This window comes from Paenibacillus sp. PvR098, assembly GCF_017833255.1.
Classification (GTDB): Bacteria; Bacillota; Bacilli; order Paenibacillales; family NBRC-103111; genus Paenibacillus_G.
This window is the reverse complement of sequence record NZ_JAFIBU010000001.1, coordinates 264,231-280,695: the sequence shown is the minus strand read 5'-3', so window position 1 is coordinate 280,695 and position 16,465 is coordinate 264,231. Positions and strand designations below refer to the sequence as shown.

13 protein-coding genes are annotated in these 16,465 nt (G+C 49.5%); 2 read left to right on the top strand and 11 right to left on the bottom strand.

The window, feature by feature from the left end; genetic code table 11:
• Positions 1–54 precede the first annotated feature (54 nt).
• From carB to pyrR, 5 genes are read right to left on the bottom strand one after another with little or no spacing between them, the layout of a single operon-like run.
• Positions 55–3,270 (bottom strand): carbamoyl-phosphate synthase large subunit, encoded by a 3,216-nt coding sequence (gene carB, locus JOE45_RS01330; protein WP_210021894.1) that lies wholly within the window; start codon positions 3,268–3,270, stop codon positions 55–57.
• Positions 3,257–4,435: a carbamoyl phosphate synthase small subunit gene (locus JOE45_RS01325; RefSeq protein WP_210021895.1), complete on the bottom strand. Its 1,179-nt coding sequence runs from the start codon at positions 4,433–4,435 to the stop codon at positions 3,257–3,259. The genes carB and JOE45_RS01325 overlap by 14 nt, the downstream gene beginning before the upstream one ends.
• Positions 4,436–4,484: 49 nt before the next feature.
• Positions 4,485–5,768: a dihydroorotase gene (locus tag JOE45_RS01320; protein WP_210021896.1), complete on the bottom strand. Its 1,284-nt coding sequence runs from the start codon at positions 5,766–5,768 to the stop codon at positions 4,485–4,487.
• 23 nt (positions 5,769–5,791) lie between these two features.
• A complete protein-coding gene (locus JOE45_RS01315; protein ID WP_210021897.1) occupies positions 5,792–6,700 on the bottom strand; it encodes an aspartate carbamoyltransferase catalytic subunit in 909 nt (302 codons plus the stop codon).
• Complete coding sequence (gene pyrR, locus JOE45_RS01310) at positions 6,697–7,254, bottom strand: bifunctional pyr operon transcriptional regulator/uracil phosphoribosyltransferase PyrR (protein WP_210021898.1); 558 nt, start codon at positions 7,252–7,254, stop codon at positions 6,697–6,699. Before pyrR ends, JOE45_RS01315 begins: the two co-directional genes overlap by 4 nt.
• A gap of 397 nt (positions 7,255–7,651) precedes the next feature.
• Between pyrR and dapD the strand changes: the two genes are divergently transcribed.
• On the top strand, positions 7,652–8,365 hold the full coding sequence (gene dapD / locus JOE45_RS01305; protein WP_210021899.1) for a 2,3,4,5-tetrahydropyridine-2,6-dicarboxylate N-acetyltransferase: 714 nt from the start codon (positions 7,652–7,654) through the stop codon (positions 8,363–8,365).
• Positions 8,366–8,459: 94 nt separating this feature from the next.
• Positions 8,460–9,608 (top strand): N-acetyldiaminopimelate deacetylase, encoded by a 1,149-nt coding sequence (locus tag JOE45_RS01300; protein WP_210023476.1) that lies wholly within the window; start codon positions 8,460–8,462, stop codon positions 9,606–9,608.
• Between the two features lie 43 nt (positions 9,609–9,651).
• Here the strand turns inward: JOE45_RS01300 and JOE45_RS01295 are convergent, their stop codons facing one another.
• From JOE45_RS01295 to JOE45_RS01270, 6 genes are all read right to left on the bottom strand, one after another.
• Entirely contained in the window at positions 9,652–10,605 is a 954-nt protein-coding gene (locus JOE45_RS01295) for a siderophore ABC transporter substrate-binding protein (protein WP_210021900.1), read from the bottom strand.
• A 95-nt stretch (positions 10,606–10,700) separates the two neighbouring features.
• The gene (locus tag JOE45_RS01290; protein WP_210021901.1) at positions 10,701–11,459 is read right to left on the bottom strand and encodes an iron ABC transporter ATP-binding protein; all 759 of its coding nucleotides are present in this window, start codon (positions 11,457–11,459) and stop codon (positions 10,701–10,703) included.
• Positions 11,453–12,406 carry an iron chelate uptake ABC transporter family permease subunit gene (locus JOE45_RS01285; RefSeq protein ID WP_210021902.1) on the bottom strand — a complete coding sequence of 318 codons (954 nt, stop codon included), beginning with the start codon at positions 12,404–12,406 and terminating at the stop codon, positions 11,453–11,455. The genes JOE45_RS01290 and JOE45_RS01285 overlap by 7 nt, the downstream gene beginning before the upstream one ends.
• On the bottom strand, positions 12,396–13,349 hold the full coding sequence (locus JOE45_RS01280; protein WP_210021903.1) for an ABC transporter permease: 954 nt from the start codon (positions 13,347–13,349) through the stop codon (positions 12,396–12,398). The genes JOE45_RS01285 and JOE45_RS01280 overlap by 11 nt, the downstream gene beginning before the upstream one ends.
• A gap of 240 nt (positions 13,350–13,589) precedes the next feature.
• Positions 13,590–15,146 carry a helix-turn-helix domain-containing protein gene (locus JOE45_RS01275; protein ID WP_210021904.1) on the bottom strand — a complete coding sequence of 519 codons (1,557 nt, stop codon included), beginning with the start codon at positions 15,144–15,146 and terminating at the stop codon, positions 13,590–13,592.
• Positions 15,147–15,295: 149 nt separating this feature from the next.
• Positions 15,296–16,462 (bottom strand): aminotransferase A, encoded by a 1,167-nt coding sequence (locus tag JOE45_RS01270; RefSeq protein WP_210021905.1) that lies wholly within the window; start codon positions 16,460–16,462, stop codon positions 15,296–15,298.
• Positions 16,463–16,465: the final 3 nt, after the last annotated feature.

The window sequence follows — 16,465 nt, the reverse complement described above, 5'->3', positions numbered from 1 at the left end:
GGATTAGCACAGCATCCTCGCGGTCAGCGGGACACTGTGCTAATACAGATGGTGTTATGCTTCAAATACCGGCATAGCCGTCGATTGGAAGTAGATGGACTCTAGCACGTGCAGCAGTGCGCTTACTGTATCAAGCGACGTCATACAAACAATGCCGTTCTCTACCGCCTCGCGGCGAATCCGGAAGCCGTCGCGCTCCGGTGTTTTACCCTTGGTCAGCGTATTGACTACGAAGTGCGCTTCGCCGTTACGAATCAGGTCCAGAATGTTCGGCGAGCCTTCGCTCAGCTTGTTCACTCGGGTTACTTTCAGTCCTGCTTCCTCAAGCGCCCTCGCCGTTCCGCCCGTCGCCACGATCCGATATCCAAGTCGTTCGAAGGAGCGGAAGATAGCCGTTGCTTCTTCTTTATCCTTATCGGCGATCGTCGCAATAATCGCACCCGTCGGCGGCACCTTCATGCCGGAGCCGATCAAGCCTTTATATAAGGCTTTGGCGAATGTTTTGTCGCGGCCCATAACCTCACCGGTCGATTTCATCTCCGGCCCAAGCGTGGTGTCTACGCGGCGCAGCTTGGCAAAGGAGAACACAGGCACCTTCACGGACACAAAATCATCTTCAGGCCACAATCCAGTTTGATAGCCCATATCCGCTAGCTTCTCGCCCATGATAACGCGAGTTGCCACGTTTGCCATCGGAATTTTCGTCACTTTGCTCAAGAACGGTACGGTTCTCGAGGAACGTGGGTTAACTTCGATGACGTAGATTTCGTTCTGATAGATAACGAATTGAATATTCACAAGACCGACAACCTGCAAGCCTCTGGCAATCTTGGTTGTGATATCGATAATTTTTTGTTTCAGCTCTTCGGAGACCGTCTGCGTCGGATAAACTGCGATCGAGTCACCGGAGTGAACGCCCGCTCTTTCGATATGCTCCATGATGCCTGGGATCACTACGGTTTCTTTATCGCAGATCGCGTCGACTTCCACTTCTTTACCCAGCATGTACCGGTCGATCAGAACCGGATGTTCCGGGTTGATTTTAACCGCATACTCCATGTAGCTCAGCAGCTCTTCGTCGGAGTACACAATTTCCATTGCACGGCCGCCAAGTACGTAGGACGGACGAACGAGCACCGGATAGCCGTATTTCGCAGCCATGCCTACCGCTTGGTCGACAGAGGTTACCGTGCCGCCCGGCGGTTGAGCAATCTCCAGCGTGCGAAGAAGCGCCTCGAACTTTTTGCGGTCTTCCGCAGCATCGATGTTTTCCAAATCCGTACCCAGAATGCGTACGCCGGCTTTGGACAGCGGGGCTGCCAAGTTAATCGCCGTTTGACCGCCGAATTGAACGATAACGCCGATTGGCTGCTCACGCTCGATAACGTTCATCACGTCTTCAAAGAACAGCGGCTCGAAATAAAGACGGTCTGATGTATTAAAGTCCGTCGATACGGTCTCCGGGTTGTTGTTAATGATGACCGCTTCGTAGCCCGCTTTTTGGATTGCCCATACGGCATGCACTGTCGAGTAGTCGAACTCGATGCCTTGTCCGATCCGGATCGGACCGGAGCCCAGTACGACGACCTTTTGCTTCGAAGTTTCTTTTACTTCGTCTTCGGTTTCATATGTGGAATAGTAGTAAGGTGTCGTAGCTTCGAATTCCGCCGCGCACGTATCTACCATTTTGTATACCGGCTTCAGGTTCAGGCTAAGACGGTAAGTGCGTACGTCCGCTTCCTTCGTCAGGTTAAGCCCTTGTTCTGCCTGGCTTCTTACCTCGGCGATCGCGCGGTCCGTAAAGCCTTTGCGCTTCGCTTCACGCAGTAGTTCCTCTGATAGCTCAGGCTGCAGCAGCTCGGCTTCAAATTTGATCAACCCTTCCAGCTTGTGCAGGAACCACCAGTCCACCTTCGTCAGATCCTGCAGCTGCTGCACGGTGTAGCCGCGACGCAGTGCTTCGGCAATCAGGAACATCCGCTCGTCGTCCGGCTTCTCGAGACGCTGATCCAATATCTCTTTATCCAGCTTGTCGGTTTCCTTCAAATGCAGACGATGTACGCCGATTTCCAGAGAACGAATCGCTTTGTGAATCGATTCCTCGAACGTCCGGCCAATCGCCATGACCTCGCCCGTAGCTTTCATCTGCGTACCGAGCTTCCGGTTGGCTGCCGTGAACTTATCGAACGGCCAGCGAGGGATTTTGGATACGATATAGTCGAGCGTCGGCTCAAAGCAAGCATAAGTTTGTCCCGTTACCGGGTTCACGATTTCGTCCAGCGTAAAGCCGATGGCAATTTTGGCCGCCATTTTGGCGATCGGATAGCCAGTCGCTTTGGATGCAAGCGCGGATGAACGACTGACACGTGGATTCACTTCGATAACATAGTATTGGTAGCTGTACGGGTCAAGCGCAAACTGTACGTTACATCCGCCTTCGATGTTCAGGGCGCGGATGATTTTGAGCGAAGCCGAACGGAGCATCTGATACTCACGGTCGGACAGCGTTTGGCTCGGCGCCACGACGATGCTATCGCCTGTATGTACGCCAACCGGGTCAAAGTTCTCCATGTTACAAACGACGATACAGTTGTCGTTCGCGTCACGCATGACTTCATATTCAACTTCTTTCATTCCTGCGATGCTTTTCTCGATCAGGCATTGACCGATCGGGCTGTAGCGAATCCCGGAGGAAACCGTCTCAAGGAGTTCCTCTTCGTTCGCGCAAATGCCGCCGCCCGTACCGCCGAGCGTGTAAGCCGGACGTACGATGATCGGATAACCGATCTCATTCGCAAAATCAACGGCTTCCTGCACAGTCGTAACGATCGTGCTGTCCGGCACCGGCTGCTCCAGCTCGCGCATCAGCTCACGGAACAGGTCGCGGTCTTCCGCCTTCTCGATAGCTGTAAGCTGGGTTCCGAGAAGCTTCACGTTCTCGCGCTCCAGCACGCCTGCACGCGCCAGCTCCACAGCCATGTTGAGGCCCGTTTGGCCCCCCAATGTAGGCAGCAAGCCGTCCGGACGCTCCTGACGGATGATTTGAGTGACAAAATCTAACGTAATCGGTTCGATATATACTTTATCGGCCATGTTAGTGTCGGTCATGATCGTAGCGGGGTTGCTGTTAATAAGTACGACTTCAAAGCCCTCTTCTTTTAGCGCCTGACAAGCCTGCGTACCGGCATAGTCGAACTCGGCTGCTTGTCCGATAACGATCGGACCGGAGCCGATCACGAGTATTTTCTTGATGTCATTATTTCTCGGCATAGTGCAGTTCTCCTTTCGATGCGGAAGCGGATTTGGCGCTGCTCGCCTGATAAGCCGATGCGATTTGCGCTTGGCGCGGTACCGGCGGATAATTCTTCTTATGTTCGCGAATCATTTCCAGGAAATCGTCGAACAGATAGCTGGAATCAAATGGTCCGGGAGCCGCTTCCGGATGATATTGTACGGAGAACACCGGATGCTTTTTATGACGCAGGCCTTCGATCGTACGGTCGTTGTTGTTGATATGCGTCACTTCCAGGTCGGTAGCGCCGATGGACTCTTCCTTTACGGTATAGCCATGGTTTTGTGAAGTAATATAGCATCGTCCGGACTTCAAATCCTTCACCGGGTGGTTCCCGCCGCGATGCCCGAACTTGAGTTTTTCTGTATCGGCGCCGCTGGCCAGAGCGATCAGTTGATGACCCAGGCAGATGCCGAATATCGGGAATTCGCCGATCAGCTCGGAGATCATTTTGACGGCATCCGGAACATCCTTCGGATCCCCAGGGCCGTTGGACAGCATAATGCCGTCCGGTGCCAGGCGGCGGATTTGATCAGCCGTCGTGTCCTGCGGCACAACAACTACATCACAGCCGCGCTTGGTCAAATCGCGCAAAATGCCGCTCTTCGAACCGAAGTCTACAAGAACGACGCGTTCTTTCGTGCCTGGGGAGCTATATACGCTTTTCGTGGATACGCGGGACACTTGGTCCGTCATGATCGGCGTCGCATTTAATTGCTCCAGCAGCTCTTCCACACGCTTGTCTGAGGTAGTCAAAATGCCTTTCATTGAGCCTTGATGACGGATCCGGCGGGTCAACATCCGCGTATCGATACCGCTGATTCCGAGAATACCGTATTCCTTGAGCAGGCTATCGATCGAGTACTCCGCTCTCCAGTTGCTCGGCACTACCTCATGCTCACGGACGACAAAGCCGTGCACGAACGGGCGAATCGATTCGAAGTCGTCCCGAGTGATACCGTAATTGCCGATAAGCGGGTAAGTCATCGTCACGATCTGTCCGCAGTAGGACGGATCAGAGAGAACCTCCTGATATCCTGTAATCCCTGTATTAAAGACGACCTCGCCAACCGAGTCGCCGGTGCTTCCGAATGCTTTACCGGTAAACAACGTACCGTCTGCCAATAACAATCTAGCCTGCATGTATAGTCAGCTCCTTCATTCTTCGTAAGTTACATTAAACCGACAAGCTTTATTCCGACCAAACGACTTTGCCTTCGACTATGGTCATGGTCGGCCAGCCCTTGAGCTTCCAACCGGTGAACGGCGTGTTGCGTCCCTTGGATTCGAATTCCGCTGGGTCCACTTCCTTCTCGGTCTCCAGATCGATCAGTGTCAGGTCCGCCGTCCGGCCGACCTCCAAGGTACCCCAAGGCAATCCGAATACTTCGGCCGGAAGCTTGGTCATCTTGTCCACCAGGAACTGCAGCGTCCATTCTCCGGTCGCCACGAACTTCGTATAAAGAAGCGGAAATGCCGTTTCGAAGCCGACGATACCGAACGGCGCCAGCTGCATTCCGCGTGCTTTCTCTTCGTCGCTGTGCGGGGCATGATCAGTAACCACGATGTCAATCGTGCCGTCCACTAGTCCTTCGATACAAGCCTGCACGTCGCGCGGCGTACGAAGCGGCGGATTCATTTTCCAATTGGCATCCATACTGTCCGGAATATCTTCGTCGGAGAGCAGCAGATGGTGCGGACAAACCTCCGCCGTAACTTTAATGCCGATTTGCTTGGCTTGACGGATTAACCGTACGGACTGCTCGGTGCTGACGTGGCATACGTGGTAGTGAACCCCTGTCGCTTCGGCCAGCAGAATGTCGCGGCCCACATGGATGGCTTCCGATTCATTCGGAATACCCTTCAGCCCGTGCTTACGGGCGAACGCCCCTTCACTTACAAACAAACCCTCGACCAGGGTGTTGTCCTCACAGTGAGCGATGACAGGCATTCCGATCGAAGCCGCTTTAGCCATGGCGTCTTTCATCATCTGAGCGCTTTGCACACCAACGCCGTCGTCGGTGAAGCCAATCGCTCCAGCCGCTTTCAGTGCTTCAAAATCGGTCAGCTCCCGGCCCAGCTCATTCTTTGTGATGCAGGCGTAAGGCAGCACACGCACGATGCCTTCGGTCTCAGCCTTGTCCAACACATATTTCACTGTCTCTACCGTATCCATTACCGGTCTTGTGTTCGGCATGCAGGCAATGGTCGTGAAGCCGCCCCGCGCTGCCGAACGTGTTCCCGTCGCAATCGTTTCTTTATGCTCAAAGCCCGGTTCGCGCAGGTGAACGTGCATATCGATCAGCCCAGGCGTCAGCAGCTTGCCCTGCGCATCGATCACCGTATGTCCGGCCGTATCGGGCGTGGTCCCTGCTTCTATTATGCTCTCGATTCGATTTCCTTCTACCAGAACATGCTTAATCGTTTGTTCCTTGCCTTCACTTACTACCGCAGCGTTCAGAATCCAGATTCCCATCGGTACCTCCGCATCGTTTTTTTTTAACTTAAAGCCCGTTCGATCACAGCCATCCGAATCGGTACGCCGTTGCTCATTTGCGGGAAAATTTTTGATTGGTCGCATTCGACCAGCTCATCGTCGATTTCTACGTTCCGGTTCACCGGCGCAGGGTGCATGATAATGGCGTGCGGCGCCAGTTTGGCCGATCGCTCCGTAGTCAGCCCGTAAGCGGCACGGTACTCCTCAGCCGAGCCGAACAGCGAGCCTTCGTGCCGCTCAAGCTGTACGCGAAGCATCATAATTACGTCGGCTTTCAAAGCTTCGTCTATCGTGATGTAAGGCGCATGTTCCGCCAGCTCCGCAGCCTGCATGCCCGGGGGAGCACAGAAGCTTACCTTGGCCCCCAGCGTTTGGAGCGCCCACAGATTCGATCGGGCTACCCGGCTATGTTGAATGTCACCGATAATCGCTACATGAAGACCGCTGATGTGGCCGAAGTGCTTGCGCATCGTGTACAAATCGAGCAGCGCCTGCGTAGGATGCTCGTTATTTCCGTCGCCGGCATTGATTAGCGGCACTTTAATTTTCTGCACCAGCTCCGCAAGAAGGCCGTTCGGCTTCATCCGGATCACGCCGGCATCGATCCCCATCGACTCCAGGGTCCGGACCGTATCGTATATCGATTCGCCTTTTTGCACGCTGGAGACGGCCGCCGTGAAGTTCAGCACTTCCGCACCGAGCCGTTTCTCCGCCACTTCAAAGGAGAAGCGAGTTCTCGTACTGTTCTCAAAAAACATGTTGGCCACAAAGCGTCCCTGCAGATGGTTCGATACCTTCACAGGGTGTTGCTCCCAGTAAGCCGCCCGATCCAATATGGAGGTCAACTCCGCAGCGCTTAGCCCTTTGGTACCGAGAAGATGCTTATGCGTGTTTGCCTGCAGCTGTGTCATTCGTTTGGTCCCCTCTGCCCTGTAATCACGACTTGATCGATCCCGTCCACTTCCTGCAGCTGGACATCTATGTTCTCCAACCGGGAGGTCGGGATGTTCTTGCCTACATAGTCCGGCCGAATCGGCAGCTCCCTGTGTCCGCGGTCCACCAGCACCGCGAGCTGAATCATTTGCGGCCGGCCCAGATCTATCAGCGCATCCATCGCCGCTCTAACGGTTCGTCCCGTATACAGTACGTCGTCGAACAGAATCAGCTTTTTGTTACGAACCTCCAGCTTGGGCTCCAATGCAGCATTTTCATCACTGCTCCCCGCAGCTACTCTACGATCATCCCGGTACCTTGTGACGTCCACCTCGCCAACGGGGGCCGGTACGCCTTCAATTTCCTGGATTCGCTCTGCCACCCGAACGGCCAAATGTATTCCTCTCGTTCGAATGCCGATGAGCATACAGTTCTCAAAGCCTTTGTTTCGTTCTAATATCTCGTGAGCGATTCGCGTTAACGCCCGCCTTATGGCGATCTCATCCATCAGCACATGCTCGGTTTGCTGCATCCGCAGGGCAACCTCCTTCTGAGCTTTATGAATCGGTCGTGAGACAAAAAAAACCTTGCCGATTGGGCAAGGTTTGTACGCAAGAACAGAACTCATCTTCCGGATGCTAGTACGCTTCGCCTAGCGTATGCTGCGCAGCGCTCCGGGTAGAGCGTTCGAATTCATCGTTCACCTTGCCAGCCTCACGGGACTGATATTAAAGGTGCTATTCAACTAAAATAATTATCCCACGTTCGACACTTATTGTCAATAGATCTCGAATCCTGCCTCCGTAAAGATTGCGGGAAGCGGTCATTTTATGCTATAAAAGATGTAGTTCATTCTCAGCCAGAACATTGGAGACGGATGTCACCCATCGTTCACGGTACCATTACATAGAGGAGTTGGAAATATAGTTATGTCGATCGAAATGAATACAGAAGAAGTCATTAATCTCATTAAAACGAGCACCAAGAAAACCCCGGTTAAAGTTTACGTGAAAGGCGACCTCGAGTCGATTTCCTTCGGCGAAGGCATTCAAACATTTATCACCGGCAATTCCGGCGTAATCTTCGGAGACTGGTCCCAGGTCCAAAGCGTGCTTGACGCGAATTCCTCCAAAATCGAGGATTTTGTGATTGAAAATGACCGCCGCAACTCGGCTGTGCCGCTGCTTGACATGAAGGGCATCAATGCCCGCATCGAGCCGGGCGCGGTTATCCGCGACATGGTTGGCATTGGCGACAACGCCATCATCATGATGGGCGCAGTCATCAACATCGGCGCTTCCATCGGCGCAGGCACGATGATCGACATGGGCTGCGTCATCGGCGGCCGCGTTAAAGTCGGCAGCATGTGCCACATCGGCGCAGGCTCCGTGCTCGCAGGCGTAATCGAGCCTCCTTCAGCCCAACCGGTTGTGATCGAGGACGACGTACTGGTTGGTGCCAACGCAGTCATTCTCGAAGGTGTGCGCGTAGGTAAAGGCTCCGTTGTTGCCGCAGGCGCCGTCGTTGTAGAAGATGTGCCGGAATACAGCGTTGTTGCCGGTACGCCTGCTCGCGTTATCAAGAAAGTGGACGACAAGACGAAGTCCAAAACGGAAATTTTGAAGGATTTGCGCAATCTGTAATTCAAAGCATAGAGGCTCGGCGTTGCGACGCCGGGTCTTTCTATTAGAATCGGCTTTTGTAAGGGCCCAACTTAGTAAAGGAGGCTGTACAACCGTGAGCGTCACTGCTACTCCCAGCCGTTTCGTGGAAATTCGCCGCGACCTGCATCAAATGCCCGAAGCGGGCTTTCAAGAATTCAAAACGCAGCAGTATTTGCTTGACTATATCTCCACCCTACCGCAGGAGCATATTGAAATCCGAACTTGGCGCACGGGCGTCCTGGTCAATGTCCGGGGTACACAGCCGCGGCGCAGACTGGGCTATCGGGCGGATATGGACGGCCTCCCGATCCAGGAAGACACCGGTTACGATTTCCGTTCCAAGCATCCCGGCTACATGCACGCCTGCGGTCACGATCTGCACATGTCGATTGGCCTCGGCATCCTTACGCACTTTGCCAGCCATCCCATCCAAGACAACCTGACATTTATTTTCCAACCGGCTGAGGAGGGCCCCGGCGGCGCCAAGCCGATGCTCGAAACCGAAGAGCTTCAGGAGTGGATGCCGGATGAAATCTTCGCACTGCACATCGCGCCGGAATATCCGGTAGGAACGATTGCAACGAAACCCGGAATTTTGTTCGCCAACACCTCCGAGTTATTCATCGATCTGACCGGCAAAGGAGGCCATGCGGCATTCCCTCACAACGCCAACGACATGGTAATTGCCGCCTGCCAGCTGGTAGGCCAGCTGCAGAGCGTCATTTCGCGCAACGTGAATCCGCTGGATTCGGCCGTGATCACCATAGGCAAAATCGATGGCGGCACAAAGCAAAACATTATCGCGGAAAAGGCTCGGCTGGAAGGCACCATCCGCACGCTTTCTGCGGAGACGATGACCCTCGTCAAGTCCCGCATCGAAGCATTGGTCCAGGGTCTGGAAACCGCGTTTGCGTGCAAGGCTGAAATTGATTATGGCTCCAACTACCGGCAAGTATATAACGAGGCAAAGGTAACCGGAGAGTTCATGGAGTGGGTACGCGAAACACAGCAGCCCCATCACATAGAGCTGATCGAATGCACGGAAGCGATGACCGGCGAAGATTTCGGTTACTTTCTGGAATCCGTCCCAGGCTTCATGTTCTGGCTTGGCGTCGGCACGCCGTACGGCCTGCATCATGCCAAGATTGAGCCTGATGAACGGGCCATCGATCTGGCCATCGGCCTCATGAGCCGATACCTGACTTGGAAATCAAGCCATTAATATAAAGAACACCGAGAAGGGATGCCCCTCTCGGTGTTTCTTCTTATTTCAATCCTGCCTCCACTTCTTTCACCATCTCTGCAACGGAAATCAGTCCTCCGCCTGAAAGATACCAGTAGTTGGGATCCAGATATACGATGTGACCATTTTTAAAGGCTTTCGTTTTCTTCACCAGCTCGTTTTCCACCACCTGCTTTGCGGAAGATCCGCTCCCCACGGCAGCGTCCCGATCGACGACAAATAGATAGTCCGGATCTTTTTCAACGATAAATTCCATGGAGATACTCTGACCGTGAGTCGAAACCTCAATATTTTGATCTACAGGAGTAAAGCCAAGCACATCGTGTAGAATTCCAAATCGGGACCCCGGTCCGTAAGCACTGACTTTTCCGCCGTTAGCCAAAATGATTAAAGCATTGTTACCGCTGGCAGCTGCCTTTTCATTGACTTTTTTGATCGCATCCTCCACTTTGGCCAGCTCTTCTTGCGCAGCGGATGCTTTATCGAATATCGTTCCGAGTGTCGTTACATTTTTCTTAAAGGACTCCATATATTTTGCGTTATCAATCCCCATAAAAATCGTAGGGCCAATCTTCGTTAATTCCTCGTATGCAGCAGACTGTCTACCAGAAATAATAATAAGATCCGGTCCAATCGCATTGATTTTTTCAAAATCAGGCTCCGTTAAGCTGCCTACATTCATATACTTTGCATCTTTGTACTTTGAAAGATACGGAGGAATGTTCGCTTGCGGCACGCCGGTCACGTTGACCCCCAGCTTATCTAACGAATCTAATGTACCAAAATCGAAAACAACCACTTTTTCAGGACTTTTCTTTACTTTGGTTTCACCCAATTGATGCTTAATAATCAGATCTTCGTTTGTAGCAGGCGCTTGGGCTGCGCTGGAGCCTTCATTCGAACCGGTCGTGCCGCACGCTGCGACAAATAAAACCATCATGATGCTGAAGAAAATAACGGATAACTTTTTACTCATTTCATCCACTCTCCCAAGATTTTTTATCTATTATATTGATGGTGCAGCAGTTTGACTAAAAACCATCAAAATAATGTCTGATCTGAAACCATCCATTATGAGAAATAAACACATATTTTATTTTGTTGGATGTCCTCAATGTGAATATCCATGTCATAGACATCTTTTAAAACGGATGGATTAATAATTTCGTCGGTGGTCCCTTCTCTTACAACCTTCCCGTCTTTCAGGGCTACGATATAATCAGAGTAACAAGAGGCAAAATTGATGTCGTGAATTACAATAACAATCGTTTTACCCAGTTCATCAACCATTCGTCTTAACACTTTCATAATTTGAACGGAATGCTTCATATCCAAATTATTCAGCGGCTCGTCCAAAAGGATATAATTTGTATTTTGGGCAATCACCATCGCAATAAATGCCCTTTGTTTTTGCCCGCCGCTTAATTGATCGAGGTACTTGTGCTCGATATCTTCCAGCTCCATATAGCTGATAGCCTCATCGACATGCTTCAAATCTTCCTTAGTAAGCTTTCCTTGGCTATAAGGAAACCTACCGAAGCAAACTAATTCCCTGATCGTTAAGCGGACATTGATATGGTTGGATTGTTTTAATATCGATATTTTCTTGGCAAGCTCATTGCTTTTCCAACGGCTGATTTCCTGTCCGTCAATGAAAATTTCACCGCGATCCTTTGGAATCAGACGACTGACCATAGACAAGACCGTACTTTTCCCTGCTCCATTAGGTCCGATTAAAGAGGTGATCTTCCCTTTCGATAGGTTGATACAAACATCGTCGACCACATGTTTATTGCCGTATTGTTTAGATACTCCCCTTATTTCTACCACGATTTTTTCTCCTTCAATAGAAGATAAATAAAGTAAACGCCGCCTATGAAATTGATAATTACACTTAGAGTCGTAGAGAAGGTGAACACCCTCTCGACAATCAATTGTCCTCCGACCAAAGCGATCACGCTGATGAGAATCGAGCCTGAAATTAAATGGGTATGCCTGTACGTTCGTAAAAACTGATGAACCACATTCACGACAAGCAAGCCTAGGAAGGTGATCGGCCCGACCAGAGCAGTCGATATGGATATCAGCACGGCGACTATGATGAGCAGCCTTTTTACAACTCGTTCGTATGGAATCCCCAGATTCACAGCATGCTCTCTTCCTAGTGACAGCACATCCAGAAACTTGGCATATTTCATAAAATAAATTGCTGTCGCGAATACCGTCAAGAACGAGATCAACAGAAGATCCGTGTTGACATTATTAAAGCTGGCAAACATCCTGTCCTGTACAATCAGAAACTCATTCGGATCAATAAGCATTTCCATGAAAGACGAAAGATTGGAGAACAGCGTCCCGAATATGAATCCGATCAACAGCAAAAAATAGATGTGCTGGCTGCCTTCCTTTTTAAATAGGATTTTATACAATACACCTGCAAATAGAATCATGACTCCAACCGATAGCAGGAAATGAACGTTTTTATCCATCATCGTGAGGGTCGATGCCCCGAACATAAAGACTACAAAAGTCTGGATTAAGATATACAGTGAATCCAAACCGATCATCGAGGGTGTTAATATCCGGTTATTCGTGATGGTTTGAAACACCACAGTCGAAAAAGCGATGGCAGCGCCGGTCAGGATAATAGCAAGGATTTTCTTTATCCTTCGGGGAAGAACATAATCCCAATTGGAGCCTATATCGATAAATAAAAAGAGTACCGTAAGCAGAATCGCAAAAATTGCTAGAAATCCGAGCTTGCTTCTATAAGCCATGTGCCTTTCTCCTCATGAGTAAATAAAGAAAAATACCGCTTCCTAACACGCCGACTGTAAGGCCTATTGAAATTTCATACGGATAAATAATGACCCTGCCGAGAATGTCGCAAAATAATACAAAAACGGCACCTAATAATGCGGTATGAGAAAGGTTTTTTTTCAAATGATCTCCCTGATAAATGGTGACGATATTAGGGATAATCAGTCCCAGAAAAGGTAATGTTCCAACTGTAAGTATGACTACAGAGGATACTAACGCTACAATGGTTAGACCTATGTAAACCACTTGTTTATAATTCAATCCCAAGTTAACGGAAAACTCCTCACCCATTCCTGCAATCGTAAACCGGTTGGCAAACAGATATGCGATAACGACTAGCGGAACACTGATGTACAAAAGCTCATAGCGCCCGGTCATGATCATCGAAAAATCCCCGTGAAGCCATGTGGAAATACTTTGGATGAGATCGTGTTTATAAGCAAAAAATGTAGTAATCGAACTAAGAATATTTCCAAACATGAGTCCTACAAGGGGTATGAATATCGTATCCTTCATCTTCACTTTGTCTAGAATCTTCATAAATATAAAGGTTCCCAGCAGTGCAAATACAAAAGCAACGAGCATCTTTTGCAAAGGAGTGGCTGAAGTAAATATCAGCAGAGAAACCAGGATGCCCAGTCTGGCGGCATCCATTGTGCCAGCCGTTGTTGGCGATACGAATTTATTTTGAGTTAGCTGCTGCATAATCAGTCCAATGATACTCATGCTGGCTCCGGCGATAAGGATGCTGACTAAGCGGGGAAGCCGGCTATCTATCAAAATTTGAGCTTGATCCTCAGTTAAATGGAACAGATTCAAAGGAGTTACGTTCTTGACTCCGATAAAAACAGAAGTAATGGATAAAATCACGAGAGCCATAAGTAAATGTCTTTTTTTCATAACGATTCCTTATCCGCAGGATTATTATTACAGACATAAATAATAAAGATAATCATTCTCAATATAAATCAAAAAAATAATGACTGCTATTCATGTCCATCAATCCTCCCGTTCATGCCCCTATAACATTTGATTGATACGAGCATGCGATACAGTGATAATCATTATCACCTTTATCTATTTTACACAAATTCTCAGTCACTTGAATGGACATTCCTTATTTTACGTATGGACTTTTTCTCATTTGCTCGCGGTTAGCAGCAGTTGATTGACGGTTTGATCAAGCAAGCTTTCATGCATGGATGGATTGTACAGCAGCGGTTCATCATAACGAATGAAAAGACAATGTTTATCCTGTCGGTTTCGTTTTAATCTCCGCCAGTCTTCCTCCAGCTTTACACAAAATTGTTCTGAGGCCGTAGTAGGCACCAGAAACAGTACATTATTACAGTCCAAAGAGGCCACCTCGCTGAGCGTCATGACCTTAAGGAAGCTTACCTCACCAGCTCGGGCCGGCGGTGTAACCTGCAGGTCATCATAGAACAAATCTCTCATTTTTTTGTGCTGCATCCCGAACACCCGGTACTGATCTTCGAATGTGCCAACCAATAAAAAAGGTTCGTTCCCCAGCTGCCGGCGAATGTGAAATCGCGCGTTCTCCACCTTCATGTCAAAATAAGATAACCAACGCTCGGCAACGGTCGACAGCCCAAGAGTTTGGCTGATATTCAGCAGTCGCTCCTTCCACGACATCCCTTTCCAATGAAGCATGACGACTGGAGCGATCTGCGATAATCGCCGATACAGGTCTTCCGGTATGGGCGACGTTAAAATAAGCTCCGGCTTGCAGCTCGCAATCTGATGCACATATTTCTCCTGATAATCTGACCAGCCTCTTCTCAAAGTAAGCTTGGGGGTAATTCCCAGAACAGATAGATCGCCCTGAAAAACAGGAGATAGATTGGCAATTCGGATTCTGGCGCTTGCCGCATATTCTGTTGGAGACATCCCCATATGCTTTTTGAACAACCTGCTAAAGTATAACTCATCCGAATATCCTACCGAATGAGCCACATCCATAACAGATGAAGGGGTATTAGACAACAAGCATAATGAAGCATTCAGCCTGATGGTGGTAATAAATTTATGCGGGCTAAGCCCGGTATGTCTTCTGAAAGACTGATAAAAGCGATTTGGGCTTAACCCTGACAAACGGGCGATCTCTTCGATATCCATTGATGCGTAATACTGCTCCAGCATATATAGCTTCGTTTGTTCGACGTAATCGATCAGATCGTCATCCACGGCCCCTGATTTTTGTATAGACAATATAAACGCGGAAGCCATGGCATACAAATGCGATTGCAGTTGGTAATAAAGCACAGGTTCATCATGTCCGCAATCACTCATGAAATCCTGAATCCAGCTGCGTATTTGCGGCATCCGAAAGCTGTATAGGCGAAATTCATCGGACATCCTGAATTTTTGTACCGATGGCTGTATTATGGATAAGGTGCTCCGCTCACTACGAAATCGAATGATAATGACTTGAGAAGCTCCGCCTTCATTATTTTCAATCATACATCGGCAGTTAGGAGGTATGAAAAATAATTCTCCGCTCAATACTTTACCTGCCCGTCGTTTGGTTTCCGATTCCAGGCTCACCTTCACGCTTTCTTTCATCACGAATCCGAACATAGGATCATCACTCTCTGGAAGCTCCATGCTGTGCAGGCTCTCTACATTAAGCTCCTCCGTGTTCAAATAGTGCAAAGAAGACTCTCGAGTATGGTTCATAGGTTACAAACGCGTCCCTTCTTTTCAGCTTATATCATTGTTTTATATTAATGAAAATGATTATCATTGTCAATTGCTTGAAATGAAAAGCCCCGTAACAACGCTCATTCAGCGATTACGGGGCTCAAATAACCTTTATTGCAGTCTTATCAACCTTGTTTCTTAACGAATGCTTCCAGCCGTTCCATCGCCTGCTCCAGAACTCCCATACCGTACGCGTAGGAAATACGGATATACCCTTCACCATAAATGGAGAAAGCATCGCCTGGAACAACAGCAACACGCTGCTCTTCCAGCAGCTTCATCGTGAATTCCATGGATGACAATCCAAACCGCTCGATCGAAGGAAATAAATAAAACGCGCCTTCCGGCTTATCCAGTTCAAATTCCATATCGATCAGCCGGTCGTACACGTAATCGCGGCGCTTCCGGTATTCTTCTTTCATCGGCCGGGCATCGTCTATCCCTGAGGTCAGCGCTTCAAGTGCCGCATACTGACTGATTGAACTGGCGCAGGTGACATTATATTGATGTACCTTGACCATGTGTTGAGATAAATAAGCCGGGGCGAGCGTAAAGCCGATACGCCAGCCGGTCATCGAATGGGATTTGGACAAGCCATTAATTACGATGGTCTTGTCCCGCATCCCCGATAATGTGGCAATCGACTGATGTGGAGCGTCGTAAATCAGCTCACTATAGATTTCATCAGATATGACAAAAATATTTCTCTGTGCAAGCAGCTGGGCCATTTCCGACAGCTCTGCTTCAGATAGTATGCGCCCCGTCGGATTGGATGGATAACACAAAATGATGCAGCGTGTTTTTTCTGTCAAATGCGGCTCAAGGAGCTCCGCAGTCAGCTTGAAGCCATTAGCCCGTGTATCCACATACACAGGAACGCCGCCGCAAAGGCGAACCAAAGGCTCGTATCCCGGATAAATCGGCCCGGGCAGGATGACCTCGCTTCCCTCGTCCAGAATCGTACGAAGCGTAATATCAAGCGCTTGACTCGCGCCTGTGGTCACAATGATTTCATCTGCTGCGCCGTACTTCAGACCGTACTTTTGCTCCACAAATCTACTAGCCGCCTGTCTTAGCTCAAGGATTCCCGGATTCGGCGTATATGTAGTCCGGTGGTCAGCAATAGCCTGCTCAGCGGACCGTAATATATGCTCGGGCGTCGGAAAATCGGGTTGTCCGATCGTAAGCGTAATCGCATCCTTATAGGTCGCCACGAGATTGGATATTTTGCGAATACCGGATATTTGAATGTCTTTGACTCTCGGATTAATTAAGCGCTCTAAGTGCTCCATGTC

Excerpts from the sequence above, each read along its gene's own strand:
- JOE45_RS01270 (WP_210021905.1), bottom strand. The coding sequence starts at position 16,462 with ATGGAGCACTTAGAGCGCTTAATTAATCCGAGAGTCAAAGACATTCAA.
- carB (WP_210021894.1), bottom strand. The coding sequence starts at position 3,270 with ATGCCGAGAAATAATGACATCAAGAAAATACTCGTGATCGGCTCCGGT.
- JOE45_RS01315 (WP_210021897.1), bottom strand. The coding sequence starts at position 6,700 with ATGACACAGCTGCAGGCAAACACGCATAAGCATCTTCTCGGTACCAAA.
- pyrR (WP_210021898.1), bottom strand. The coding sequence starts at position 7,254 with ATGCAGCAAACCGAGCATGTGCTGATGGATGAGATCGCCATAAGGCGG.
- dapD (WP_210021899.1), top strand. The coding sequence starts at position 7,652 with ATGTCGATCGAAATGAATACAGAAGAAGTCATTAATCTCATTAAAACG.
- JOE45_RS01295 (WP_210021900.1), bottom strand. The coding sequence starts at position 10,605 with ATGAGTAAAAAGTTATCCGTTATTTTCTTCAGCATCATGATGGTTTTA.
- JOE45_RS01285 (WP_210021902.1), bottom strand. The coding sequence starts at position 12,406 with ATGGCTTATAGAAGCAAGCTCGGATTTCTAGCAATTTTTGCGATTCTG.
- JOE45_RS01325 (WP_210021895.1), bottom strand. The coding sequence starts at position 4,435 with ATGCAGGCTAGATTGTTATTGGCAGACGGTACGTTGTTTACCGGTAAA.
- JOE45_RS01320 (WP_210021896.1), bottom strand. The coding sequence starts at position 5,768 with ATGGGAATCTGGATTCTGAACGCTGCGGTAGTAAGTGAAGGCAAGGAA.
- JOE45_RS01275 (WP_210021904.1), bottom strand. The coding sequence starts at position 15,146 with ATGAACCATACTCGAGAGTCTTCTTTGCACTATTTGAACACGGAGGAG.
- JOE45_RS01280 (WP_210021903.1), bottom strand. The coding sequence starts at position 13,349 with ATGAAAAAAAGACATTTACTTATGGCTCTCGTGATTTTATCCATTACT.